This is a genomic window from Streptomyces sp. NPDC032822 (assembly GCF_055578825.1).
The window spans coordinates 224,796-248,252 of sequence record NZ_JBVIOL010000006.1 but is presented as its reverse complement, the minus strand read 5'-3'; the positions used below and the strand labels follow the sequence as shown (position 1 = coordinate 248,252).

At 72.2% G+C, this 23,457-nt stretch carries 20 protein-coding genes and 1 tRNA gene; 14 read left to right on the top strand and 7 right to left on the bottom strand.

All coding sequences use genetic code 11. The features are described from left to right. Nucleotides 1–32 precede the first annotated feature (32 nt). Together ACZ5VD_RS19155 and ACZ5VD_RS19150 are read right to left on the bottom strand one after the other, a co-directional pair. Nucleotides 33–1,295 (bottom strand): MFS transporter, encoded by a 1,263-nt coding sequence (locus tag ACZ5VD_RS19155; protein WP_468682765.1) that lies wholly within the window; start codon nt 1,293–1,295, stop codon nt 33–35. Nucleotides 1,296–1,569: 274 nt separating this feature from the next. Then, complete coding sequence (locus ACZ5VD_RS19150) at nt 1,570–3,108, bottom strand: potassium/proton antiporter (protein WP_468548973.1); 1,539 nt, start codon at nt 3,106–3,108, stop codon at nt 1,570–1,572. A gap of 239 nt (nt 3,109–3,347) precedes the next feature. On the opposite strand from ACZ5VD_RS19150, the gene ACZ5VD_RS19145 reads away from it, so the two are divergent. Next, nucleotides 3,348–6,134, top strand: coding sequence for a penicillin acylase family protein (locus ACZ5VD_RS19145; protein WP_468682764.1), 2,787 nt, complete (start codon nt 3,348–3,350; stop codon nt 6,132–6,134). Between the two features lie 51 nt (nt 6,135–6,185). Here the strand turns inward: ACZ5VD_RS19145 and ACZ5VD_RS19140 are convergent, their stop codons facing one another. Then, a complete protein-coding gene (locus ACZ5VD_RS19140; protein ID WP_468682763.1) occupies nt 6,186–6,770 on the bottom strand; it encodes a 5-formyltetrahydrofolate cyclo-ligase in 585 nt (194 codons plus the stop codon). A 132-nt stretch (nt 6,771–6,902) separates the two neighbouring features. On the opposite strand from ACZ5VD_RS19140, the gene galU reads away from it, so the two are divergent. From galU to ACZ5VD_RS19105, 7 genes are all read left to right on the top strand, one after another. Further along, the gene (gene galU, locus ACZ5VD_RS19135; protein WP_468682762.1) at nt 6,903–7,805 is read left to right on the top strand and encodes a UTP--glucose-1-phosphate uridylyltransferase GalU; all 903 of its coding nucleotides are present in this window, start codon (nt 6,903–6,905) and stop codon (nt 7,803–7,805) included. Nucleotides 7,806–7,810: 5 nt separating this feature from the next. Further along, the gene (glp, locus tag ACZ5VD_RS19130) at nt 7,811–9,133 is read left to right on the top strand and encodes a molybdotransferase-like divisome protein Glp (RefSeq protein ID WP_468548969.1); all 1,323 of its coding nucleotides are present in this window, start codon (nt 7,811–7,813) and stop codon (nt 9,131–9,133) included. An 85-nt stretch (nt 9,134–9,218) separates the two neighbouring features. Continuing rightward, nucleotides 9,219–9,698, top strand: coding sequence for a cyclic pyranopterin monophosphate synthase MoaC (gene moaC / locus ACZ5VD_RS19125; RefSeq protein ID WP_468682761.1), 480 nt, complete (start codon nt 9,219–9,221; stop codon nt 9,696–9,698). Further along, complete coding sequence (locus ACZ5VD_RS19120; RefSeq protein ID WP_468682760.1) at nt 9,695–10,201, top strand: MogA/MoaB family molybdenum cofactor biosynthesis protein; 507 nt, start codon at nt 9,695–9,697, stop codon at nt 10,199–10,201. Before moaC ends, ACZ5VD_RS19120 begins: the two co-directional genes overlap by 4 nt. After that, nucleotides 10,198–10,866: a GNAT family N-acetyltransferase gene (locus ACZ5VD_RS19115; protein ID WP_468549213.1), complete on the top strand. Its 669-nt coding sequence runs from the start codon at nt 10,198–10,200 to the stop codon at nt 10,864–10,866. The genes ACZ5VD_RS19120 and ACZ5VD_RS19115 overlap by 4 nt, the downstream gene beginning before the upstream one ends. A 172-nt stretch (nt 10,867–11,038) precedes the next feature. Beyond that, entirely contained in the window at nt 11,039–12,388 is a 1,350-nt protein-coding gene (locus tag ACZ5VD_RS19110; protein WP_468682759.1) for a hypothetical protein, read from the top strand. 86 nt (nt 12,389–12,474) lie between these two features. Continuing rightward, a tRNA-Ala gene (locus ACZ5VD_RS19105) sits at nt 12,475–12,548 on the top strand. 19 nt (nt 12,549–12,567) lie between these two features. Here ACZ5VD_RS19105 and ACZ5VD_RS19100 read toward each other — a convergent pair. Both ACZ5VD_RS19100 and ACZ5VD_RS19095 read right to left on the bottom strand, forming a co-directional pair. After that, nucleotides 12,568–15,000 carry an ABC transporter permease gene (locus ACZ5VD_RS19100; RefSeq protein ID WP_468682758.1) on the bottom strand — a complete coding sequence of 811 codons (2,433 nt, stop codon included), beginning with the start codon at nt 14,998–15,000 and terminating at the stop codon, nt 12,568–12,570. Next, complete coding sequence (locus tag ACZ5VD_RS19095) at nt 14,994–15,731, bottom strand: ABC transporter ATP-binding protein (RefSeq protein WP_468682757.1); 738 nt, start codon at nt 15,729–15,731, stop codon at nt 14,994–14,996. The genes ACZ5VD_RS19100 and ACZ5VD_RS19095 overlap by 7 nt, the downstream gene beginning before the upstream one ends. Before the next feature lie 166 nt (nt 15,732–15,897). On the opposite strand from ACZ5VD_RS19095, the gene ACZ5VD_RS19090 reads away from it, so the two are divergent. Both ACZ5VD_RS19090 and ACZ5VD_RS19085 read left to right on the top strand, forming a co-directional pair. Beyond that, nucleotides 15,898–17,169 carry a sensor histidine kinase gene (locus tag ACZ5VD_RS19090; RefSeq protein ID WP_468682756.1) on the top strand — a complete coding sequence of 424 codons (1,272 nt, stop codon included), beginning with the start codon at nt 15,898–15,900 and terminating at the stop codon, nt 17,167–17,169. Beyond that, complete coding sequence (locus ACZ5VD_RS19085; protein ID WP_468548962.1) at nt 17,133–17,807, top strand: response regulator; 675 nt, start codon at nt 17,133–17,135, stop codon at nt 17,805–17,807. Before ACZ5VD_RS19090 ends, ACZ5VD_RS19085 begins: the two co-directional genes overlap by 37 nt. Nucleotides 17,808–17,852: 45 nt before the next feature. On the opposite strand, the gene ACZ5VD_RS19080 is transcribed toward ACZ5VD_RS19085, so the two are convergent. Next, the gene (locus ACZ5VD_RS19080; RefSeq protein ID WP_468682755.1) at nt 17,853–18,329 is read right to left on the bottom strand and encodes a GNAT family N-acetyltransferase; all 477 of its coding nucleotides are present in this window, start codon (nt 18,327–18,329) and stop codon (nt 17,853–17,855) included. A 117-nt stretch (nt 18,330–18,446) separates the two neighbouring features. On the opposite strand from ACZ5VD_RS19080, the gene ACZ5VD_RS19075 reads away from it, so the two are divergent. Then, nucleotides 18,447–19,250 (top strand): exodeoxyribonuclease III, encoded by an 804-nt coding sequence (locus ACZ5VD_RS19075; RefSeq protein WP_468682754.1) that lies wholly within the window; start codon nt 18,447–18,449, stop codon nt 19,248–19,250. Here the strand turns inward: ACZ5VD_RS19075 and ACZ5VD_RS19070 are convergent. Next, a complete protein-coding gene (locus ACZ5VD_RS19070) occupies nt 19,247–19,891 on the bottom strand; it encodes a MerR family transcriptional regulator (protein WP_468548959.1) in 645 nt (214 codons plus the stop codon). The two genes, ACZ5VD_RS19075 and ACZ5VD_RS19070, sit on opposite strands and share 4 nt — an antisense overlap. A 156-nt stretch (nt 19,892–20,047) precedes the next feature. Here ACZ5VD_RS19070 and ACZ5VD_RS19065 point away from each other — a divergent pair, with 156 nt between their 5' ends. The 3 genes from ACZ5VD_RS19065 to ACZ5VD_RS19055 are packed head-to-tail and all read left to right on the top strand — an operon-like array spanning nt 20,048 to nt 23,384. After that, on the top strand, nt 20,048–21,547 hold the full coding sequence (locus ACZ5VD_RS19065) for a flavin-containing monooxygenase (protein WP_468548958.1): 1,500 nt from the start codon (nt 20,048–20,050) through the stop codon (nt 21,545–21,547). Beyond that, a complete protein-coding gene (locus tag ACZ5VD_RS19060) occupies nt 21,544–22,503 on the top strand; it encodes an alpha/beta fold hydrolase (protein WP_468548957.1) in 960 nt (319 codons plus the stop codon). The genes ACZ5VD_RS19065 and ACZ5VD_RS19060 overlap by 4 nt, the downstream gene beginning before the upstream one ends. Then, nucleotides 22,500–23,384, top strand: coding sequence for an SDR family oxidoreductase (locus ACZ5VD_RS19055; protein WP_468548956.1), 885 nt, complete (start codon nt 22,500–22,502; stop codon nt 23,382–23,384). Before ACZ5VD_RS19060 ends, ACZ5VD_RS19055 begins: the two co-directional genes overlap by 4 nt. Nucleotides 23,385–23,457: the final 73 nt, after the last annotated feature.

Genomic DNA, 23,457 nt, shown 5'->3' with positions numbered 1-23,457 from the left:
AACGAGCGTCCATAGTGACCTATTCCCGAGGATCAGTCCACTGCCACCGGCGCGCGGTGACCGACGCCACGTGCGACCGTGCGGCTCTGCGGCCGTGTCGCCAGGTGGGAGCGCAGCGCCAGCAGGGTCGCCAGGGCCAGCAGTGTGCCACCCATCGGCACCAGGAACCCGGCACCCTCGCGGAAGCCGTCCTCCAGTTGTCCGGCGACCGTGACGGCGGCGGCCTGTCCGAGGGCGACCGCGCCGGTCAGCCAGGTGAAGGCCTCGGTGCGGGCCCCGGCCGGGACCAGGCCCTCGACCAGGGTGTAGCCCGTGATCAGGGCGGGGGCGATGCACATGCCGACGAGCAGGCCGAGGCCGGCCAGGACGAGCACCGAGTGGGCGGCCCACAGGCCGGACGCGGTCAGCGCGAGGGCGGCGTACCCGACGACCAGGCGCCGCTGCGGGGAGACCTTCCACACGAGGGCGCCGCAGACCAGGCCGGAGAGCATGTTGCCCGCGGCGAAGGTGCCGTAGAGGACGCCGTTGAGGCCCGGTTCGCCGATCGACTCGCTGAACGCGGCCAGCGAGACCTGCATGCCGCCGAAGACGGAGCCGATGCCGAGGAAGGCCACGATCAGGACGCGCACCCCGGGGATGCGGAGTGCGGAACCGTGCTCCACGCGCGCGTGCCCGGCCGCGGTGACCGGCGGCTGGGTGCTCTTCTGCGCGGCGAACAGCAGACCGCCGAGCAGGGTCAGGGACGCCTCGGTCACCAGGCCCGCGGCCGGGTCGACGGCCGTGCACAGGGCGGTGGCGAGCAGCGGGCCGAGGACGAAGGTCAGCTCGTCGGTGACGGACTCGAACGCGGCCGCGGTGGGCATGAGGGGCGAGTCCTTGAGCTTCACGCCCCAGCGGGCGCGCACCATGGGGCCGATCTGGGGCTGCGAGGCGCCGGTGGGCACGGCCGCCACGAGCAGCGCCCACAGAGGCGCGTGGGCCAGCGCGAGCGCGGTCAGGGACAGGCCCGACACGGCGTGCACGAGGACCCCGGGGACCAGTACCGCCCGCTGCCCGTAGCGGTCGGCCAGCCGGCCGCTGTAGGGCGCGAACAGGGCCATGGAGACACCGGTGACGGCCGCGGCGGCGCCGGCCGCCGCGTACGAGCCGGTGGTGTGCTGCACCAGCAGCACGATGGAGACGGTGAGCATCCCGAACGGCTGGCGGGCAGCGAAGCCGGGGAGCAGGAACGTCCAGGCGCCGCGCGTGCGCAGCAGTTGCCCGTAGCCGGGACGGGAGGTGACCGTGGATGCCACGGCCCGTGCCTTTCTGCCGCCTGGTAGCGCGACCCCCTTGTCGGGCGGGAGCACCGAGAGCTGTCCTCTTGCGCGGACTGCGGTAGGTACCGGCGCCCACTGCGGGGCGTCCCGGCCGCCATACGGTCGCGCCAGCACTGCGTCAGGCAGAGTTGGTTCGATCGGAATGCGCCTTCATCGTACAGGGATCAAGGCCGGGCAGGCCTGTGAAAGTGAGCACCATGGGGCCACCGGCCTGCGATCGACAGTGGTGTGAACTGTGCGAAACATGCCCTTAACGGTGCTGGTCGGTGCCGTCCGTGCCCAGCCAGCCGGCCAGCTTGCCGCCCCGGCCCACCGCGCGTAGCCGCTTCTCCGCCGCGTCCCGGACCGGGTCGGTGGCGACCACGAGGAGTTCGTCGCCCCGGCGCAGCACCGTCGTCGGCAGCGGGACGAACGATTCTCCGTCGCGCACGACCAGGGTGACCGCGGCCCCGGCCGGCAGGCGCAGCTCGTTGACCTCGACGCCGTGCATCTTCGACCCGTCGGGGATCGCGACGGACAGCAGGTGTCCGCGCAGCCGCTCCAGGGGGGCCGACTCGATGCCGAGGTCGGCGGCCTCGGCGTCGCCGCCCAGGCGGAGCTTGCGGGCGAGCCACGGCAGGGTCGGTCCCTGCACCAGGGTGTAGACGACGACCAGAACGAAGACGATGTTGAAGATCCGGCGGCTGGAATCGACGCCCTGCACCATGGGGATCGTCGCGAGAATGATGGGGACGGCGCCGCGCAGCCCGGCCCAGGACATGAGCGTCTGCTCCTGCCAGGGCACCCGGAGCGGCGTCAGGCACACCACCACGCTCAGCGGGCGGGCCACCATCGTCAGCACCAGCCCGATGGCGAGCGCGGGCAGGATGTCGTCGCCCAGTTCGTGCGGTGTGACCAGCAGGCCGAGCAGGACGAACATGCCGATCTGGGCGATCCAGCCGAGCCCGTCGGCGAACCCGCGGGTGGCGGGCCAGTGCGGCAGTTTCGCGTTGCCCATCACCATCGAGGCGAGATAGACGGCGAGGAAGCCGCTGCCGTGTGCCTGTGCGCCCGCCGCGTACGCCGTGACCGCGATGGCCATGACGGCGATCGGGTAGAGGCCGGAGGCGGGCAGCGCCACGTGCCTCAGGCCCCAGGAGCCCAGCCAGCCCACCGCGATGCCGATGGCGGCGCCGATGGCCAGTTCCAGCGCTATCTCGGCGAGCAGCAGGTACCAGTGCTCGATCGGGCCCGCGGTGGAGAAAGAGACCACCAGGATGACCACGGGGGCGTCGTTGAAGCCGGACTCGGCTTCCAGCGTGCCCGTCACGCGCGCGGGGAGGGGGATCTTCCGCAGTACCGAGAAGACCGCCGCGGCGTCCGTGGAGGACACCACCGCCCCGACGATGAGCGCCTGGCGCCACTCCAGGTCGATCAGGTAGTGCGCGGCCGTGGCCGTGACCCCCACGCTCACCGCGACGCCCACCAGCGCCAGCGCCGAGGCGGCCGGCAGGGCGGGCTTGATCTCCTTCCACTTCGTGCCGAGGCCACCCTCGGCCAGGATCACGACGAGGGCCGCGTATCCGATGACCTGGGTGAGTTCCGCGCTGTCGAAGTGGATGTCGCCGATGCCGTCCTGGCCCATGGCGACGCCGATCCCCAGGTACACGAGCAGGCTGGGGAGCCCGCTGCGCGAGGAGATCCGGACCGCTGCGACGGCGACGAGCAGGACGAGCGAGCAGACGAGCAGGAGCTGGTTGAGATGGTGGACAGTCAGCGGCCGTTCCCTTCCCTGGCTCACGCGCTTCACGCGCGCGGGAGCTCACGTACATAGGACACGAAGTGGCGGTTCTCCGCACCCAACTACTTCGTTACCTTACCTAACTCTTGACGATTTCTTGACGCTTCCCGGTCGGTGATCGAACGTGGGTCCGCCCGCGTTCCCGACTCCGCGTCAAGGGGCGCCGGGCCCTGCGCCTATGGTTGCTCCAACGCTCAGTCAAAAGCACAGCCCGCCCTGCCGCTCGCGTTAGGACAGCAAGGACAGCGATGCCCCCCAACACCACCGCCTCATCGGGTCAGCAGCCCGGCAAGTCCGGCAGGAAAAAGGGGCGCAAAGCCCGTCTGTTCGTCCTTTTCCTGGTATTGGCGATCATCGGGGGCGTCGCCTACGGGGCGTACTGGTCCATCAGCACCGTCCGCGCCTCGTTCCCGCAGACCTCGGGTGAGATCACCCTCGACGGCCTGTCCGGGCCCGTCGACGTGAAGCGCGACAGCTACGGCATCCCCCAGGTCTACGCCTCCTCCGACGCCGACCTGTTCATGGCGCAGGGCTACGTCCAGGCGCAGGACCGGTTCTACGAGATGGACGTGCGCCGGCACATGACCTCCGGGCGTCTGTCGGAGATGTTCGGCGCGAGCCAGGTCAAGACCGACGAGTTCCTGCGCACGCTCGGCTGGGACCGCGTCGCGCAGGAGGAGTACGACAAGACGCTGTCGGCCTCCACCAAGAAGTATCTCCAGGCCTACGCCAAGGGGGTCAACGCCTACCTCCAGGGCAAGGACGGCAAGGAGATCTCCCTGGAGTACGCGGCCCTCGGCTTCGAGAACGACTACAAGCCGTCGAAGTGGACCCCGGTCGACTCGGTCGCCTGGCTCAAGGCCATGGCCTGGGACCTGCGCGGCAACATGAAGGACGAGATCGACCGCGCCCTGATGACCAGCCGTCTGGGCCCCCAGCAGATCGCCGACCTGTACCCCGACTACCCGTACAGCCGGAACCAGACGATCGTCCAGCAGGGCCAGTACGACGAGCTCACCAAGACCTTCGACGGCGGTGACGGCACGTCCGGCGGCGGCACGTCGGCAAGCGGCTCCAGCGGCACGAACGGCACCGGGACGGGCTCCTCGTCCTCCGCGGCCGGTTCCGCCCTGGAGGGCCAGCTCTCGGGCCTCCAGGACGTCCTGGAGAACGTCCCCACGGCCGTCGGCGTGAACGGCAACGGCATCGGCTCCAACTCGTGGGTCGTGGCCGGGAAGTACACCATCACCGGCAAGCCGCTCATGGCGAACGACCCGCACCTGTCGGCCTCGCTGCCGTCCGTCTGGTACCAGATGGGCCTGCACTGCCGCACGGTCTCCGCGCAGTGCCAGTACGACGTCACCGGCTACACCTTCGCGGGCATGCCCGGCGTGGTCATCGGCCACAACCAGACCATCTCCTGGGGCATGACCAACTCCGGTGTCGACGTCACCGACCTCTACCTGGAGAAGCTCTCCGGGGACGGCTACCTCTACGACGGCAAGGTGAAGCCCTTCACCACGCGCGAGGAGACCATCAAGGTCGCCGGCGGCGAACCCAAGAAGATCGTCGTCCGGGAGACCAACAACGGACCGCTGCTGTCCGACCGCAACGACGAACTGGTGAAGGTCGGCAAGAAGGCCGAGGTCGACACCGCCGCCCCGGACCGCGGCGACGGCTACGGAATCGCCCTGCGCTGGACCGCGCTGGACCCGGGCACCTCCATGGACGCTGTCTTCGCGATGGGCCGGGCGGCCGACTGGAGCGACTTCCGCGCCGCCGCCGCCCTGTTCGACGTGCCCTCGCAGAACCTCGTCTACGCCGACACCGACAACCACATCGGCTACACCCTGCCCGGCAGGATCCCCACGCGTGCGCAGGGCGTCGACGGCTCCATCCCGTCGCCCGGCTGGGACTCCAAGTACGAGTGGACCGGCTACATCAAGCAGGACGAGCTGCCCTACGAGTACGACCCGACGCGCGGCTACATCGTCACCGCCAACCAGGCCGTCGTCGACGAGGACGACTACCCCTACACGCTCACCACGGACTGGGGCTACGGCACCCGCAGCCAGCGGATCACCGACCTGATCGAGTCGAAGATCAAGGGCGGCGGCAAGATCTCCACCGACGACATGCGGCAGATGCAGCTGGACAACAGCAGCGAGATCGCCAAGCTGCTGGTGCCCAAGCTGCTGAAGATCAACCTCGACGACCCCGACGTCCGCGAGGCACAGGAGCTGCTGGAGGGCTGGGACTACACCCAGGACGCCGACTCGGCGGCGGCCGCCTACTTCAACTCGGTCTGGCGCAACATCCTCAAGCTCGCCTTCGGCAACAAGCTGCCCAAGGAGCTGCGGGTCGAGGGCCAGTGCCTGTGGGTCGACCCGGTCAACACCACCGGGCCCGTCGACGACACCGGCAAGGTGCGCGAGTGCGGCCAGCGCGACGCCGACCAGGCGCAGCCCGACGGCGGCGACCGCTGGTTCGAGGTGGTCCGCAACCTCATGAACGACGAGAACAGCGACTGGTGGACGACGCCGGACTCGGGCAACCGCCTCGGTGCCGTCAAGAACCGCGACAAGCTGTTCGACCGCGCCATGGTCGACGCCCGCTGGGAGCTGACCGCCAAGCTCGGCAAGGACATCGACACCTGGAGCTGGGGCCGGCTGCACCGCCTGTTCCTGAAGAACCAGACGATGGGTCTCGAAGGCCCCGCCGTCCTGCAGTACATGCTCAACCGCGGCCCCTGGAAGCTCGGCGGCGGCGAGGCGGCGGTCAACGCGACCGGCTGGAACGCGGCCGGCGGCTACGGCGTCGTCTGGGTGCCGTCGATGCGCATGGTGGTCAACCTCGCCGACCTCGACAAGTCGAAGTGGATCAACCTCACCGGCGCCTCCGGGCACGCCTACAGCGCGCACTACGTCGACCAGACGAGCAAGTGGGTCAAGGGCGAACTGCTGGACTGGTCCTTCTCGGCGAAGGCGGTCGACGACAGCACGAGCGACACGCTCGAACTGAAGCCGAGCGGCTGACGGAACCCTTCGGACCGGCCCTCCACGCGAGCGTGGAGGGCCGGTCCGCGTTCAGGGGCCGGTGGGGAAGCGGCGCACGCCCGACGGCGTCACCACCGCGTGCACCGGCCGGTCGTGCGCCTCGGCGGGCACGTGCTCCACGACCTCGGAGCCGTACAGCAGCACCACCAGCGCGGGACGCGCGTCGGCGCGCTCCAGCCGGGCGAGCACCCGGTCGTAGGACCCTCCGCCGCGCCCCAGCCGCAGCCCGCGCCCGTCGACCGCCAGACCGGGCAGCAGCACCACGTCGGCGGCGGTCACGGCGTCCGGGCCCAGCCGCGGGCCGGACGGCTCGAAGAGGTCCATTCTCCCGCCGTGCCGGACCCGGGCGAGGGAGCCCGCACCCGTGTAGGCGCCCCAGTCCAGGTCGTTGTCGGGCAGCAGCACCGGGAGCAGGACCCGCACGCCCCGCGCGCGGAGCGCGTCCAGCAGCGCGAGCGTCCCGGGTTCGCCGCCCACGGAGACGTACGCCGCCACCGTGCGCGCGGCCGCCAACTCGGGCAGCCCGAGCGCCCGCACGGCCAGCGCGGCGGCGGAATCCCGCACGTCATCGGCCGTCAACGTGTTCCTCACCGCGAGGATCCCTCGTCGCAACATGCGCTTGTCAGGCTCGGCCGGACGTTCCGTGTGACCCAATGATTGCTCCCGTACCCCTTCAATGCGCTCATATGAGAGCCAATTAACCGGAGCCACAGATTCACTGCAAAGGCACCGGATAAGGTTGCGGACATGACTCAGTCACACCCTCGGATCAGCAAGGCTGTCATCCCGGCAGCAGGCCTGGGCACCCGGTTCCTGCCCGCCACCAAGGCCACTCCCAAGGAGATGCTGCCGGTCGTCGACAAGCCGGCGATCCAGTATGTGGTCGAGGAAGCCGCCTCCGCGGGTCTCGATGACGTCCTCATGATCACGGGACGCAACAAGCGCCCCCTGGAGGACCACTTCGACCGCAACTACGAGCTGGAGTCGGCCCTTCAGAAGAAGGGTGACGCCGGCCGGCTCGCGAAGGTGCAGGAGTCAAGCGACCTCGCCACCATGCACTACGTCCGCCAGGGCGACCCCAGGGGCCTCGGCCACGCCGTCCTGTGCGCCGCCCCGCACGTCGGCCACGAGCCCTTCGCCGTCCTCCTCGGTGACGACCTGATCGACCCGCGCGACCCCCTGCTCAAGCGGATGGTCGAGGTCCAGGAACAGCACGGCGGCAGCGTCATCGCCCTCATGGAGGTCGCCCCCGAGCAGATCCACCTCTACGGCTGCGCGGCCGTCGAGGCCACCGATGACGGCGACGTCGTCAGGGTGACCGGCCTGGTCGAGAAGCCCGAACCGGCGGACGCCCCCTCCCACTACGCCGTCATCGGCCGCTACGTCCTCGACCCGCACATCTTCGACATACTCCGCCAGACCGAGCCCGGCCGCGGCGGCGAGATCCAGCTCACCGACGCCCTCCAGCAGCTCGCCACCGACGAGAAGATCGGCGGCCCCGTGCACGGCGTCGTCTTCAAGGGCCGCCGCTATGACACCGGCGACCGCGGCGACTACCTGCGTGCCATTGTCAGACTCGCATGCGAACGTGAAGACCTGGGCCCGGACTTCCGGACCTGGCTTCGCAGTTACGTAGCCGAGGAGATGTAACAACGTTGAGCAGCGCCGCGTCCCGCACCGCCGGCCACGACCAGTTGTGGTCGGTGGACGAGCACCTGGAGGACATCCTCGCGACCGTCCGCCCCCTCGAACCCATCGAGCTGCAGCTCCTCGACGCCCAGGGCTGCGTCCTGGTCGAGGACGTCATGGTGCCGGTGTCCCTGCCGCCGTTCGACAACAGCTCCATGGACGGGTACGCGGTGCGGGTCGCCGATGTCGCGGGCGCGAGCGAGGAGTTCCCCGCGGTGCTGGACGTCGTCGGGGACGTCGCGGCGGGCCAGGCCGAGCTGCTCCATGTGGGGCCCGGCCAGGCCGCCCGCATCATGACCGGCGCCCCGCTGCCGCCCGGCGCCGAGGCGGTCGTCCCCGTGGAGTGGACCGACGGCGGCCTCGGTGAGGGCCCCGTGACCGGGATGCTCGCCCGCGCGCTGGCCCCCGAGGGCGCCGAGGGCCATGTGCACGTCTACCGCCCGGCCGAGGCCCGCGCCCATGTGCGCGCCAAGGGCAGTGACGTACGGGCCGGGGACCGGGCGCTGGAGGCGGGCACCGTCCTCGGCCCGCCGCAGATCGGACTGCTCGCCGCGATCGGCCGCGGTTCGGTACGGGTGCGCCCGCGCCCGCGCGTGGTCGTCATGTCCACCGGCAGCGAACTCGTCCAGCCCGGCGAGGAACTCGGCAGCGGCCAGATCCACGACTCCAACAGCTTCGCCCTCACCGCCGCCGCCGTCGACGCCGGTGCCATCGCCTACCGGGTGGGCGCGGTCGCCGACGACGCCGAGACACTGCGCTCCACCATCGAGGACCAGCTCGTCCGCGCCGACCTCATGGTCACCACGGGCGGGGTGAGCGTCGGGGCGTACGACGTCGTCAAGGAGGCGCTGTCGTACGTCGGCGACGAGGACGAGGCGGGCAGCGGCATCGAGTTCCGCAAGCTCGCCATGCAGCCCGGCAAGCCCCAGGGCTTCGGCACCATCGGCCCCGACCACACCCCGCTGCTGGCCCTGCCCGGCAACCCGGTGTCGTCGTACGTCTCCTTCGAACTGTTCGTCCGGCCCGCGATCCGCGCCCTGATGGGCCTCGACGAGATCCACCGGCCGCGGACCCGCGCGACCCTCACCACCCACAAGGCGCTGACCTCACCGAAGGGCCGCAGACAGTTCCTGCGCGGGACGTACGCCGACGGCGCGGTGACCCCCGTCGGCGGCGCCGGATCCCACCTGGTCGCGGCCCTCGCGCACGCGGACTCGCTGATCGTGGTCCCCGAGGACGTGGAGTCCGTGCCGCCCGGCACCGAGGTCGAGGTCGTCCTGCTCGGCTGAGCGGCCCTGGTTGGCGGTACCGTGTCGCGCACAGCAGGCCCGCGTGCCGTACCGCGCCGGGCTCGGACCGGGAGCGCCACAGAGCATGAGCACGCAGGACCGACTGACCCACATCGACGACGCGGGCGCGGCCCGCATGGTCGACGTATCCGAGAAGGACGTGACCGCGCGCACCGCCACCGCCAGCGGGCGCGTCCTCGTCTCGCCCCGCGTGATCGAGCTGCTGCGGGGCGAGGGCGTCCCCAAGGGCGACGCCCTGGCCACCGCACGGATCGCGGGCATCATGGGGGCCAAACGCACCCCCGACCTCATCCCGCTGTGTCACCCCTTGTCGGTGTCCGGTGTGAAACTGGACCTGAGGGTCGCGGACGACGCCGTGGAGATCCTGGCCACGGTGAGGACGACGGACCGTACGGGCGTCGAGATGGAGGCGCTCACCGCGGTCTCCGTCGCCGCGCTCACCGTGATCGACATGGTCAAGGCGGTCGACAAGGGAGCGGTCATCACGGATGTGAGGGTCAAGGCCAAGGCAGGCGGCAAGTCGGGCGACTGGAGCCGGGCATGACGTATCGCGCACTGGTGGTGACCGCCTCCAACCGCGCGGCCGCCGGGGTCTACGAGGACAAGGGCGGCCCGCTGATCGCCGACGGCCTCAGGGGCTTCGGCTTCGCGGTCGACGGACCCCGGGTCGTCCCCGACGGCGAGCCCGTGGCGGACGCTCTGCGCGCGGGCGCCGACGCCGGGTACGACGTGATCGTCACCACCGGCGGCACCGGCATCTCGCCCACCGACCGCACCCCCGAGGCGACCCGCGAGGTCATCGACCACGAGGTGCCGGGCATCGCGGAGGCCATCAGGGCCTTCGGGCGGGAGAAGGTGCCGACGGCGGCGCTCTCCCGGGGCCTGGCCGGGGTGGCGGGGCGGACCCTGATCGTCAATCTGCCGGGGTCCACCGGCGGGGTGAAGGACGGACTGGCCGTCCTGGAGCCCCTGTTGACGCATGCTGTCGACCAGCTCCGCGGCGGGGACCACCCCAGACCCGCGGCCACCGGCGGGGGTGCGAACTGAACGCCCCGTCCTGGCCCGTCGTACTGGCGGACGGCGATGTCGTCCTGCGGCCGATAAAGATGCGCGACCAGCGGCCCTGGCGCGAGGTCAACCGGCGCAACCGGGACTGGCTGCGGCCCTGGGAGGCGACGATCCCGCCGCCCACGCCCAGCGGGCCGATCGCGCACCGGCCGACCTACCGGCAGATGGTCCGCCATCTGCGGGCCGAGGCGAACGCGGGCCGGATGCTGCCGTTCGTCATCGAGTACCAGGGGCGGCTGGTCGGGCAGCTGACGGTCGCCGGGATCACCTGGGGCTCGATGTGCTCGGGGCACGTCGGCTACTGGGTGGACGAGTCGGTGGCCGGCCGCGGAGTGATGCCGACGGCCGTGGGGCTCGTCGTGGACCACTGTTTCCGGACCGTCGGTCTGCACCGCATCGAGGTCTGTATTCGCCCCGAGAACCGGCCCAGCCGCCGGGTCGTGGAGAAACTCGGATTCCGCGACGAGGGCCTGAGGCCGCGCTATCTCCACATCGACGGCGCCTGGCGCGACCATCTCGTCTTCGCGCTCACCGCGGAAGAGGTTCCCGACGGGTTGCTGCGGCGTTGGCAGCGGTCGCGCTCGCGGAACACGTCGTCGGACACGTCCTCGGCACCAGGAGGCTCGCCGTCTCCGGGAAATTGAATATACGTTCGAAAATGATCGGCCGATGATCGCCTGAGGGCATTAAATTCACTACCTCGGCGGCCTGTTGATCGCATCGATCACAAAAAAAGCTCGAAATATCAGCCAGATCGTGCGACACACCGACTCAATTGGCAGATGGCCTCACGCAAACCCCTCTACCGTGTGAGGCGTGAGCAGCAGCGGCCTCATCTACGCAGTCATTGTCGGGGCCTGGGCCGCCTACTTGGTGCCGATGTGGCTCCGTAGGCAGGACGAGCTGAACGAGGCCCGTCCGACGGAACGCTTCAGCACCGCCATCCGGCTCCTGTCCGGACGGGCGGGTATGGAGCGCCGATACGCCAAGGACCTGCGGGCGCGCTCCGCCGACGAGGAGGAGCCCAGCGCCGTGGACCCGGGCACGGTCACCGATTCGGTGGACGTCCGGGCCTTCGCCATGCCTCCGGCCCGTCCGCAGGCCAGGGCCGCGGTCCAGGCACAGGCGCCCGCGCGGTCGGACCAGGCCCAGGAACACGATCACGATCAGAGTCGCGAGCGGCATCGCGAACAGGGCCACGGGCACACCCGCGACCAGGTGCGCGAACCGGCCCGTGACGCCGGCCGCGAGCCGGGGCGGGACAAGGGGCGTGAACCGGCGCGGGAGTCGGCGCGTGAGCCCGCGCGCGAAGAGGCGAGTGCCTCGGCGCGCACCTCGGGCAGCGCGCCCGCGCGCAAGCGGGCACCGGTCGCCCGGCGCACGCCCGCCGAGGAAGCGGCCGCGGCGCGCGCCCGGCGCGTGAAGGTACTCGCGCGCCGTCGGCGTACCACGGTCATGCTCTTCGTCGCCTTCTCGCTCGGCGCGGTCGTCGCCGCGGTCGGCGGGCTCGCCTTCCTGTGGGCGCCCGGCGTGCCCGCCGTACTGCTGAGCGGGTACATCGCGTACCTGCGCGCCCAGGAACGCCGGCGTTTCGCCTACCAGATGGACCGGCGTCGCGCCGAGGTCGCCGCCCAGCGACTGCGCGAGCGGTCCCGTCAGCCGCGCCGCCGGGCCTCCGTGACCGCGGCCGCCGACGCCGACGAACCGGACGAGGGACCGGAGCCGGTGACGGACCCCGGGCTGTCGGCGCTGGCCGCGGACCGGCGTGCGCTCGTCGAGCAGACCGACCACGCCGAGTGGGTGGACCAGCAGCGCGAGCGGCAGCAGCGGCCGGCCCACGGCGACAGCTGGGACCCGGTACCGGTGCCGCTGCCGACGTACGTCACCGCGCCGGTCGCTCCGCGGGCCACCTCCGACGTGGACCTCGGGGCACCGGACGCCTGGAGCTCGGCACGATCCAGTGCCGCGACGCCCGAGCAGGAGGCGCGGGACGACGACGCGGAGGAGCAGGGCGACGCCGCCGACGCGGAGGACAAGCCGGCGACAGAGGGTCGCCGCGGCGGCCGTCGCCGCGCCGCCTCCGCCCGCCGCGCCCGTGAGCGGGGCCGTACACCCCTGTTCGACCAGTACGAGGAAGGCGACCGGCCGCGGGCCGCGAACGAGTGACCGGCACCCCTCGCGGGGGCCCCTGAGCAGCCGGGAACGGATTTCCAAGCACCCGGATCGGGATGCTAGAGTTTCACTCGTTGCAAGGGCCTGTGGCGCAGTCTGGTAGCGCACCTCGTTCGCATCGAGGGGGTCTGGGGTTCAAATCCCCACAGGTCCACCGCAGCTCAAAGCCCCCATCAGGGAAACCTGGTGGGGGCTTTCGCACGCCGTCGCAGGGTCAGGGCCGCCGTGGGCAGGGCGGTGGCGACGGCGAGGAGGGCGCAGGCCGTGGTGGTCGTGGTGAGGGCCGGCCAGGGGAGCCGGATCGGTGTCCCGGCGGACAGGAGACCCAGGGCGGCCTGTATGCCCAGGAGATTGACGGTCGTCACCAGGAGGCCCAGCAGGGCGCCGGCGGCGACCGCGGTCAGGGCTTCCGCGGTGATCACGCGCAGCGCCTGTGCGGGGGTGGCGCCCGTCAGGCGGAGCGTCGCCAGGTCCTGTCGCCGGTCGGAGGCCGCCATGACGAGGGTGTTGGCGACGGAGATGCCGGTGTAGAGGAGGGCGATGCCGAGGACGAGGAGAAAGCCGAGGCGCGTGGTGCGGTCGAGGCCGGGGGAGACGGACCGCAGCCACTCCTCCCTGGTGAGGACCTGTGCGGCGCCACCGGCGCGCAGCCCCCGCTCCACCGACCTCGCGTCGGTGCCTGGTGCCAGGGTGATGTCGGCCCGGTCGGGCACGGCGTGCGGGGCGTTGGCCGGGGTGACGTAGGCGCCGTTGTCGCCGGTGCCCGTCGCCATGACGGCGGCGACGCGGAGCGAGACGCGGGTGCCGTCGCCGAGCCAGACGGTGAGCTGGTCGCCGACCGTGTGCCGGGCCCACTCCTCGTTGACGACGATCGAGTGGTCGTCGAGGTCGGTCAGACGGCCGGACGTCACGGGAAGGCGGGCCGTCGCTGCCAGGGCCTTCGGGTCGGCCGCGCGGGCCTCGGAGCGGACGAGGGCCACGCCGTCCTCCAGGACATGGACGGCGGTGGCCGCGCTCGGGGAGACCTCGGCGATGCCCGGCACCGCGCGCAGGCGGCGGACGGTGTCCGGGGTGAGGCCGTCGGGGGCCGAGACGACGAAGTCCGCCGTGGTGCGCTGCCGTAGCTCCGCCGCCCCGGCCCGGTTCAGGGTCGCGGTGGTGCCCAGCAGGGAGCCGGCCAGGGCGACCGTGACCAGGACGGGGGCCGCGACGGCGGCGGTACGGCGGACGCCGGTGGCGGTGTTCTCGCGGACCAGCAGGCCGCAGGCGCCGGGGAGCCGGGACGGAAGCCAGGTGATCAGACGGGTCACCGGGCGGACCAGGACCGGGGAGAGCAGGGCGACCGCGGTGATCAGGAGCATGGGACGGCTGACGTACGTCTCGCGGTGCAGCAGGTCGCCCGGGTCGGTCAGCAGCGACACGGTGAGCGTCACGGCGGCGGCCAGGAGGAGGGCGGTGCCGGTCAGGCCGCGGGACCAGGTCATCGTGCCGGTGTCCACGGACGCCTGCCGCAGGGCCTCGGCCGGGGTGGTCCGGCCTGCTCGCCAGGACGCGGTCAGCACTCCGCACAGGGCGACCGACAGCCCCGTCCAGAAGGCGAGATGGTACGGCCAGAGAGGGGAGCCGATGGTGAACCAGGGCGGGGCCAGACCCTCGGCCACGACCCGGTCGGCCAGGTGCGGGGCGGCGTACGCGCCGAGCGCGCAGCCCGTCGCGGAGGCGAGGACGCCGAGCAGCAGCGCCTCCGCCACCACCATGCGGCGCAACTGGCCCGGGGTCGCTCCCGCGGTGCGCAGCAGCCCGAACTCCCGCTGCCGCTGCGCCACAGCGAACGCGAACGTGGACGCCACGACGAACACCGACACGAAGGCGGCGACCCCGCCCGCCGTGCCGAACAGGGCGTTCAGCGCGGTCAGCGCCTCCCGGTCCCGGTCGGGGTCGGGGTCCGCGAGGCGGCGCGCGTCACCGGTGAGGACCCGCACCCCGGGAGCCGCCCGACGCACCGCCCCCGCCTCCGCGTCCACCACCAACTGCGTGCTCACCGGCGCCCGTCGGGCCGCCGCCGCGTCCGGGTAGAACAGGGCGTTCTCGAAGCCGAGACCGGGCAGGGCGCCCACCACGCGGACGGTGCCGTGCGGGGTCGGGAGCCGTGCGCCCACCGTCGTCCAGGTGCCCGTCGCGACCACCTCGTCGGCGGCGCGCGGGGCACGGCCCGTCACCGGTGCGTACGGGGCGAACGCGGCCGTCGACCAGGGATGGCCGACCAGGTCGGCGGGTCCGCCCGGGGTGCGTACCGGGAACGTGCGGTCCTCGACGACCGTTCCGAGGGCGCGGAGTTCGGCGACCACGGCGGCCGGGACCGGGCGCGGGTGCGCCAGCCGCCCGGTACGGACGCCGTGCGAGGTCGGGACGCGCAGGGTGTCCTCGCCCCGCACCACGACCGGGGCCGCCGCGAACCGCTCCGGCCGCCGCTCGGGGGCGTCGGAGGAGGCGGCCAGGGCGAGGCCCATGACCGTGAGCAGGGTGACGCCGAGGGACAGCGCCACGAACGTGCCGATGAAGGCGGACCGGCGGGTGCGCAGGGTCCCCAGCGCGATGCTCAGCACGGCACGGCCTCCAGTGTCGTCAGGCGGGCCGCGATCTCGCCGGCCGGCGCCGCGCCCAACTCCCCGTGCACCCGCCCGTCGACGAGGAACACGACCCGGTCCGCGTACGAGGCGGCCACCGGGTCGTGGGTCACCATCACCACCGTGCCGCCCTCGGCGTCGACCACGGCCCGCAGCAGTGTCAGCACCTCGCGGCCGGTCCGGGAGTCCAGCGCCCCGGTCGGCTCGTCGCCGAACAGCACCTCGGGGCGGGTGATCAGCGCGCGGGCGAGGGCGACACGCTGCTGCTGGCCGCCGGAGAGCTGGGAGGGCCGGTGTCCGGCCCGGTCGGCGAGACCGACCCGGTCCAGCGCCTCCCGTACCCGCGCCCTCGGCGGACGCCGCCCGGCCAGGCGCAGCGGCAGGGCGACGTTCTGGGCGGCGGTGAGGGACGGCAGCAGGTTGAACGCCTGGAAGACGAAGCCGATGCGCTCGCGGCGCAGCAGGGTCAGCCTCCGTTCGCCGAGCGTCGTGAGCTCGGTTCCGCCGAGCCGTACCGAACCCGAGGTGGGCCGGTCCAGACCGGCCGCGCAGTGCAGCAGGGTCGACTTGCCCGAGCCGGAGGGGCCCATGACGGCGGTGAACGTGCCGGCGGGCAGGGCGAGCGAGACGTCGTCGAGCGCGGCCACCCTGCCGCCTCCCGTCCCGAACGTCCTGCTCACGGCCCGTAGTTCGATCGCGTGGCTACTCATCTCGGCCTGTACTCCCCCTGGTTCGACGGCGAGGGGGCCAGCCAACCGCGCGACCCCGTGCCGGATCACTGCGGCAGGGGCGAGACCTGGGGTAGGGCCAGGCATACCGCCGGGCCTCCGCCCAGCCCCATGGCCCCGCCCGGGCCCGGCTTCTACGGTGATCTCCATGAGCGTGTGGCAGGCCCTCGGCGGCCGTGGGTACTTGGCGTCCTCGTGGCCCTGGCGGGCCCTCGTCCACCTGGGCGGCGGGGCGCTGCTCGGGCCGGTGGTCCTCGTCGCGATCCTCGGCGGGACCGTCGTCGGCGGCGCTCTCTCCGTCGTCCTGCTGGGGCTGCCCCTGCTGGTGCTCACCGCGATGGCCGGGGCACCCGTGGCCGCCGTGGAGCGGTGGCGGCTGCGGCTGCTCGGAGCGGCGCCACGGGGCGGCAACGGCCGTCGGGTTCCCGACCGGCCGGGTCTGCGGGCCTGGCTGTCGACACGGCTGCGGTCCACGGCGACCTGGCGGGAGCTGGCGTACGCCGTGCTGTTCGGGTGTGTGCTGTGGCCGCTCGACGCGCTGGCCGTCGCCTTCGCGGCCGGGCTGCCGCTGACGATGGCGGCCACACCGGTGCTGCTGGCCGTCGACGGCGAGGCCAAGGTGGCCAAGGTGTGGACCGTCGACACCTGGCCGGGGGCCCTGGCCGCCGCCGTGCTCGGGCTGGTCCTGCTGGCGGCCGGCGCCTATCTGCTGGGTGTACTCGCCGGTGCCCGCGCCGAGTTGACCCGGGCGCTGCTCACCGGCAAGGACCGGGTCACCGAACTCGTGCGCTCACGGGTGCGGTTGGTGGACGCCTTCGAGGCGGAGCGGCGTCGGATCGAGCGGGATCTGCACGACGGCGCCCAACAGCGGCTCGTCGCGCTCACCATGGCCCTCGGCCTCGCCCGGCTGGACGCCCCGCCCGACAGCGCGCTCGCCGGTCAACTCGCCAAGGCGCACGAGGAGGCCGGGCAGGCCCTCGCCGAACTGCGCGAACTCATCCACGGCATCCACCCCAAGGTCCTCACCGACTACGGCCTCGAAGCCGCTGTCTGCGACGCCGCCGACCGCAGCCCGGTCCCCGTGGACGTGGACCTGGAACTGCCCGAGCGGCTGCCCCGACCGGTCGAGTCCGCCGCGTACTTCGTGGTCCGCGAGGCCCTGGCGAACGTCGCCCGGCACAGCGGGGCACGCCGGGCCGTCGTCGGCGGCGGCCACCGGGACGGCCGGCTCACCCTCCACATCCGCGACGACGGACGCGGCGGCGCCGACGGCGCGCGCGGCACCGGGCTCACCGGTCTCGCCGACCGGGTGTCGGTCCTCGATGGCAGACTCACCCTGTCCAGCCCGCCGGGCGGACCGACCCTGCTGCGTGTGGAGATCCCTTGCCGGCCGACGCCCCCGACCGACCCCTGCGGATAGTCCTCGCCGAGGACAGTGTGCTGCTGCGCGAGGGCATCGCCGGGCTGCTGAACCGGTTCGGGCACGAGGTGCTCGCCGCCGTCGGCGACGCGGACGCCCTCCTCGCGGCGGTCGCCGGGCACGGGCCGGACGTCGACGTGGTCGTGACGGACGTACGGATGCCGCCCGGCTTCCAGGACGAGGGGCTGCACGCGGCCGTCCGGCTGCGCGAGCAACGGCCGGGGCTGCCGGTGCTGGTGCTCAGCCAGTACGTGCAACGGGCGTACGCCGCCGAGCTCCTCGACTCCGGGGACGGCACCGGCGTCGGCTATCTGCTCAAGGACCGGGTGGGCCAGGTCGAGGAGTTCGTGGCCGCGCTGCGGGAGGTCGCGCGGGGCGGCACGGTCGTCGACCCCGAGGTCGTACGGCAACTCCTGCGCAGGCGACGGGATCCGCTCGCCCGGCTCACCCCGCGCGAGCGGGAGGTGCTGGCGCTGATCGCGGAGGGGAAGTCGAACGGGGCGATCGCGCGGGCGCTGGTGGTGTCGGAGGCGGCCGTCGGCAAGCACATCGGCGGCATCCTCACCAAGCTGGACCTGCCACCGGCGGACGACGTCCACCGGCGGGTGCTGGCGGTGCTGGCGTACCTCAGGAGCTGAGCGGCAGCGGCGCTCGCGGCGGCTTCCGCGTGCCGTGGCCCTCGCCTACAGCGGCTTGGCGAAGCAGCGGCTCGACTCGTAGTGCCGGTAGTAGCCGAACTTGCCGCACGGCTCGTATCCGCTGGACGTGTACAACCCGATGGCCTCCGGCTGTTCGGTGCCGGTCTCCAGGACCATGCGTCTGCGGCCGGCCGCGCGGGCGTCCTCCTCCAGGGCGGTGAGGATGCGGCGGGCCAGGCCCCGGCCGCGCATCGCGTCTAGGACGTACATCCGCTTCAGCTCGGCGTCCCCGTCGATGTTGCCCTCGTCGTTGGTGTCCTGGGCGCGCCAGCCGCCCGTGGCGACGGGGGCGCCGGTCTCGTCGTACGCGATCAGGTACACGCCGTTCGGCGGGTCGAAGTCCGAGGCGTCCAGGGTCGTGGCGTCGCCGCCGTCGCCGTAGCGGACGTGGTACTCGGCCTGGACCTGGTCGTTGAGCTTGACGGCGTCGGGGTGGTCGAAGGAAACGCGACGGACATCCATGCCATGTACCGTATATCAATTCATTTCGGGGGAGGGGTCGGCCCGGTGAACGGCAGCCGGTCCGGTCCCGGTCCCGGCGAGGCGGGGCTCGGTCCAGTGTGCCGGTATCGTGCCCGGGTGCTGACTGTGACCTCTGTGAATGTGAACGGGTTGCGTGCCGCCGCGAAGAAGGGCTTCGTGGAGTGGCTCGCCGAGACCTCCGCCGACGTGCTCTGCCTCCAGGAGGTGCGCGCGGAGCCGCAGCAGCTGCCGGAGCATGTCCGTACGCCGGACGGCTGGCACGTCGTCCACGCGCCCGCCGCCGCGAAGGGCCGGGCCGGCGTCTCCCTCTACACCCGCCGCGAGCCCGACCGGGTCCGGGTCGGCTTCGGCTCGGCCGAGTTCGACGGCAGCGGACGCTATGTCGAGGCCGACCTGCCCGGCGTCACCGTCGCCTCCCTCTACCTGCCCTCCGGCGAGGTCGGCACCGAGCGCCAGGACGAGAAGGTCCGCTTCATGGGCGAGTTCCTCGCCCACCTCAAGGAACTGCGCGAGCGAGCCGCCGCCGACGGCCGCGAGGTCCTGGTCTGCGGCGACTGGAACATCGCCCACCAGCAGGCCGACCTGAAGAACTGGCGGGGCAACCAGAAGAACTCCGGATTCCTGCCGGAGGAACGGGAGTGGCTGACCCGCGTCTTCGACCCGGCGGACGGCGGCTACGTCGACGTCGTCCGGGCGCTGCACCCGGACGTCGAGGGACCGTACTCGTGGTGGTCGTACCGGGGGCGGGCCTTCGACAACGATTCAGGATGGCGGATCGACTACCAGGTGGCGACGCCGGGCCTCGCCGTCCAGGCGGTCAAGGGGTACGTGGAGCGCGCGGCCACGCATGCCGAGCGCTGGTCCGACCATGCGCCGGTCACCGTCGCCTACGACCGCTAGGAGCGCTTGCGCAGCTGCCGGTCCAGTGCCAGTGACAGTTCCGCCTCCACCACGCTGCGGGCCAGGGGGCGCAGGCGCTGGAGGTCCGTTTCGGGGCCGTGGCGGAGGATCAGGGTGGTGAAGAGTTCGGCGAGGGCGTCGGCGTGTTCGCGGACGCGGGCGCCGGCGGTGAGGACCTCGGCGAGCGGGATGCCCTCCTGGACCAGGGTGGAGGAGACGTCCAGGAGGCGGCGGCTGATGTGGACGATCTCGTCGCCGTCGGTGCCGAGGTAGCCGAGATCCAGGGCGGCGGCGAGGTTCTCGGGGGTGACCTGGCCCTCGAAGCGGGCGGCGAGCTCCTCGGGGGTGAGGCGGACCGGCTCCTCCTCGGTGGGGGTGTCGACGCCCAGGAGTTCGCCGACGTCGCGGCCGTGGTCGAAGGCCTCCGCGAGTTCCGCGATGCCGTTCAGGGTGTGGCCGCGGTCCAGGAGTGCGGAGATGGTGCGCAGCCGTGCCAGATGGCTGTCGTCGTACCAGGCGATACGGCCCTCGCGGCGCGGTGGGTGGATCAGTTTGCGCTCGCGGTAGAAGCGCAGGGTGCGCACCGTGATCCCGGCCTCCCCGGCCAGCTCCTCCATGCGGTATTCACGCGTGTCTGCCACGCCCGCACCCTACGACGTACTCCCGGTAACTTTCCCTGCCCGACCCCTACCCATGAGTAGAGACCTGTTCTACGCTCCGATTGCGCCAGTGTTCACTGGCGCGGTTGGTGGGGAACAGGGTTCACAGGGTTCGATTCGACGCGTGGAGGCTTCGGGATGGCCGAGCAGGAACATGTGCGGGTGGCGGTGATCGGGTCGGGGTTCGGCGGGCTGGGAGCCGCCGTACGGCTGCGGCGGGAGGGTGTCACGGACTTCGTCGTCCTGGAACGGGCCGACAGCGTCGGCGGCACCTGGCGGGACAACACCTATCCGGGGTGCGCCTGTGACGTGCCGTCCCACCTGTACTCGTTCTCCTTCGCGCCCAACCCCGACTGGCCGCGCACCTTCTCCGGGCAGCAGCACATCCGCGCCTACCTGGAACATGTCGCCGACGTCTTCCGGCTCCGCCCGCACATCCGCCTGAACTCCGAGGTCAAGACGATGACCTGGAACGCGGAGCGGCTGTGCTGGGACATCGAGACGGCCTCCGGTTCGCTCTCCGCGGACCTCGTCGTCTCCGCCACCGGGCCGCTGTCCGATCCGAAGACGCCGGACATCCCGGGCCTGGACACCTTCCCCGGCAAGGTCTTCCACTCGGCCCGCTGGGACCACGACTACGACCTGCGCGGCAAGCGGGTCGCGATGGTCGGGACCGGCGCGTCCGCCATCCAGATCGTGCCCGCCGTCCAGCCCCTCGTGGACCGGCTCACCCTCTTCCAGCGCACCCCGCCCTGGGTGATGCCCCGCATGGACCGGGCGATCACCCCGGGCGAACGCGCCCTGCACCGGGCACTGCCCCTCACCGCCCGAATGCGGCGCGGACTCCTTTGGGGCATCAGGGAGTTGCAGGTCCAGGCGTTCACCAAGCGCCCCAATGAGCTGGGCATGGTGGAGCAGTTGGCCAAGCGGAACATGGGCCGCGCCATCAAGGACCCGGCGCTGCGCGCCAGACTCACCCCCGACTACCGCATCGGCTGCAAGCGGATCCTGCTGTCCAGCACCTACTATCCGGCGCTGGCGGAGCCGAACGTCGACGTCGTCGCGAGCGGGCTGAGCGAGGTTCGCGGCTCGACGGTCGTGGCCGCCGACGGCACCGAGGCCGAGGTCGACGCGATCGTCTTCGGCACCGGCTTCCACGTCACGGACATGCCGATCGCCGACCGGGTGATCGGCGCGGACGGACGGACCCTCGCCGAGTCCTGGAAGGACGGGATGGAGGCCCTGCGCGGAGCCTCCGCCGCCGGATTCCCCAACTGGATGACGATCATCGGGCCCAACACCGGCCTCGGCAACTCCTCGATGATCCTGATGATCGAGTCCCAGCTCAACTATCTCGCCGACTACGTACGGCAGTTGGGCGTACTCGGCGGCCGGGTCGCCCTCGACGCCCGCCCCGAGGCCGTCCGCGGCTGGAACCACCTGGTGCAGGAGCGGATGAAGCGCACGGTGTGGAACACCGGCGGCTGCGACAGCTGGTACCTGGACGCCAACGGCCGCAACACCACCGTCTGGCCGGGGACCACGAGCGAGTTCCGGCGGGTGACACGGCGGGTGGACCTGAGCGAGTACGAGGTGCTGCGGGCACCGGCCGTGCGGAAGGCCGAGGCCGGCGCATGAGCCGTCTCCTGCACGTCTCCTCGGGGCCCTACGCCCCGCCCGTCCCCGCCCGCGAACTCACCGCGGTCTCCGCCGACGGCGCCCGGCTGCACGTCGAGGTGCACGGCCCCGAGGACGCGCCCGCCGTGGTCCTCGCCCACGGCTGGACCTGCTCGACGGCCTTCTGGGCCGCGCAGATACGCGAGTTGGCCGCCGATCACCGGGTCGTCGCCTACGACCAGCGCGGCCACGGACGCAGCCCGGCACACGCCGTCTGCGGTACGGACGCCCTCGCCGACGACCTCGAAGCCGTACTGGAGGCGACCCTCGCGCCCGGGGAGAAGGCCGTGATCGCCGGTCACTCGATGGGCGGGATGACGGTGCTGGCCGCGGCCGGGCGGGCCGGGGCGCGCGGTTTCCGGGACCACGCGGCGGCCGTACTGCTGTGCAGCACGGGGTCGTCCCGGCTGGTCGCCGAGTCGCTGGTGATACCGATCCGGGCCGGCCGGCTGCGGACCTCGCTGACCCGGCGGCTCCTCGGCTCGCGCGCCCCGCTCGGGCCGGTCACGCCGCTCGCCCGGCGGATCCTCAGGTACGGGACGATGGGCGCCGGTTCGGCCCCGCACATGGTCGAGGCCTGCGCCAGGATCGTGCACGCCTGTCCGCGCAAGGTGCGGCACGCCTGGTCGGAGGTGCTCGGGCTGCTCGATCTCGACCGCGGGGTGGGGGAGTTGGCCGTGCCGACCGCGGTGATCGTAGGCTCCGCCGACCGGCTCACGCCTCCGGTGCAGTCCCGTGCCCTGGTCGCCGCGCTGCCCGACTGCCTGGGCCTCACCGAACTGCCCGGCATCGGCCACATGACTCCCGTCGAGGCGCCCGAGGCCGTCACCGGGAAGATACGCGAACTCGTCACCACCTACGTCCACACAGGTCAGGTCGCAGGTCAGGTCGTCGTCGACGTCAAGGAGGACGTATGAGCAGGGTGAGCCTCGAAGGTCAGGTCGCGGTGGTCACCGGGGCCGCGCGGGGCGTGGGGGAGCTGCTGGCCCGCAAGCTGTCCGCGCGCGGCGCGAAGGTGGCGCTGGTCGGGCTGGAGCCGGACGCGCTCAAGCAGGTCGCCGAGCGGCTGCACGGCGACCACGCCTACTGGTACGCCGACGTCACCGACCACGAGGCGATGGCCCGGGTCGCCGAGGAGGTCAAGGAACGGTTCGGGAAGGTCGACATCGTCGTCGCCAACGCCGGTGTCGCCACCGGCGGGCCCTTCGTCGACTCCGACCCGGTGGCCTGGCGGCGGGTGATCGAGGTCAACCTGATCGGATCGGCGGTCACCGCGCGGGCCTTCCTGCCGGTGCTGATGGAGAGCCGGGGCTATCTGCTCCAGATCGCCTCCCTCGCCGCGATCACTCCGGCGCCGATGATGACGGCGTACTGCGCGTCCAAGTCGGGCGTCGAGGCGTACGCCCACAGCCTGCGCGGCGAGGTCGGCCACAAGGGCGTGCGGGTGGGCGTCGGTTACCTGTCGTGGACCGACACCGACATGGTGCGGGGCGCCGACCAGGACGACGTGATGCGGGAGTTGCGGCAGCGGCTGCCCTGGCCGTCGAACAAGACGTATCCGCTGGGTCCCGCGGTGGACCGGCTCGTGGCCGGGATCGAGCGCCGGTCGAGTCATGTCTACGGGCAGTGGTGGCTGCGCGGGATGCAGGGGGTGCGCGGGTATCTGCCCGCGGTCATCGGGACGGTCGGGCAGCGGGAGATGCGACGGTTCGGAACCCGGCTGGAGGGCATGCGGTCAGGGCTCGTCGGTGCAGGTGGGGCGGCTGACGAGGAGGCGCGCGCTACGCACCGTGACTGATCGACATGCGCGCGGTGACCGCCCGTGTGAATCTGGTCGAGGCCCCGCTGCGGGGCCCACAGATCCCCCTCAC

Coding starts and splice junctions, on each gene's coding strand:
- ACZ5VD_RS19145 (WP_468682764.1), top strand. CDS start 3,348: ATGCCCCCCAACACCACCGCCTCATCGGGTCAGCAGCCCGGCAAGTCC.
- ACZ5VD_RS19140 (WP_468682763.1), bottom strand. CDS start 6,770: ATGTTGCGACGAGGGATCCTCGCGGTGAGGAACACGTTGACGGCCGAT.
- galU (WP_468682762.1), top strand. CDS start 6,903: ATGACTCAGTCACACCCTCGGATCAGCAAGGCTGTCATCCCGGCAGCA.
- moaC (WP_468682761.1), top strand. CDS start 9,219: ATGAGCACGCAGGACCGACTGACCCACATCGACGACGCGGGCGCGGCC.
- ACZ5VD_RS19120 (WP_468682760.1), top strand. CDS start 9,695: ATGACGTATCGCGCACTGGTGGTGACCGCCTCCAACCGCGCGGCCGCC.
- ACZ5VD_RS19095 (WP_468682757.1), bottom strand. CDS start 15,731: ATGAGTAGCCACGCGATCGAACTACGGGCCGTGAGCAGGACGTTCGGG.
- ACZ5VD_RS19090 (WP_468682756.1), top strand. CDS start 15,898: ATGAGCGTGTGGCAGGCCCTCGGCGGCCGTGGGTACTTGGCGTCCTCG.
- ACZ5VD_RS19080 (WP_468682755.1), bottom strand. CDS start 18,329: ATGGATGTCCGTCGCGTTTCCTTCGACCACCCCGACGCCGTCAAGCTC.
- ACZ5VD_RS19065 (WP_468548958.1), top strand. CDS start 20,048: ATGGCCGAGCAGGAACATGTGCGGGTGGCGGTGATCGGGTCGGGGTTC.
- ACZ5VD_RS19060 (WP_468548957.1), top strand. CDS start 21,544: ATGAGCCGTCTCCTGCACGTCTCCTCGGGGCCCTACGCCCCGCCCGTC.
- ACZ5VD_RS19055 (WP_468548956.1), top strand. CDS start 22,500: ATGAGCAGGGTGAGCCTCGAAGGTCAGGTCGCGGTGGTCACCGGGGCC.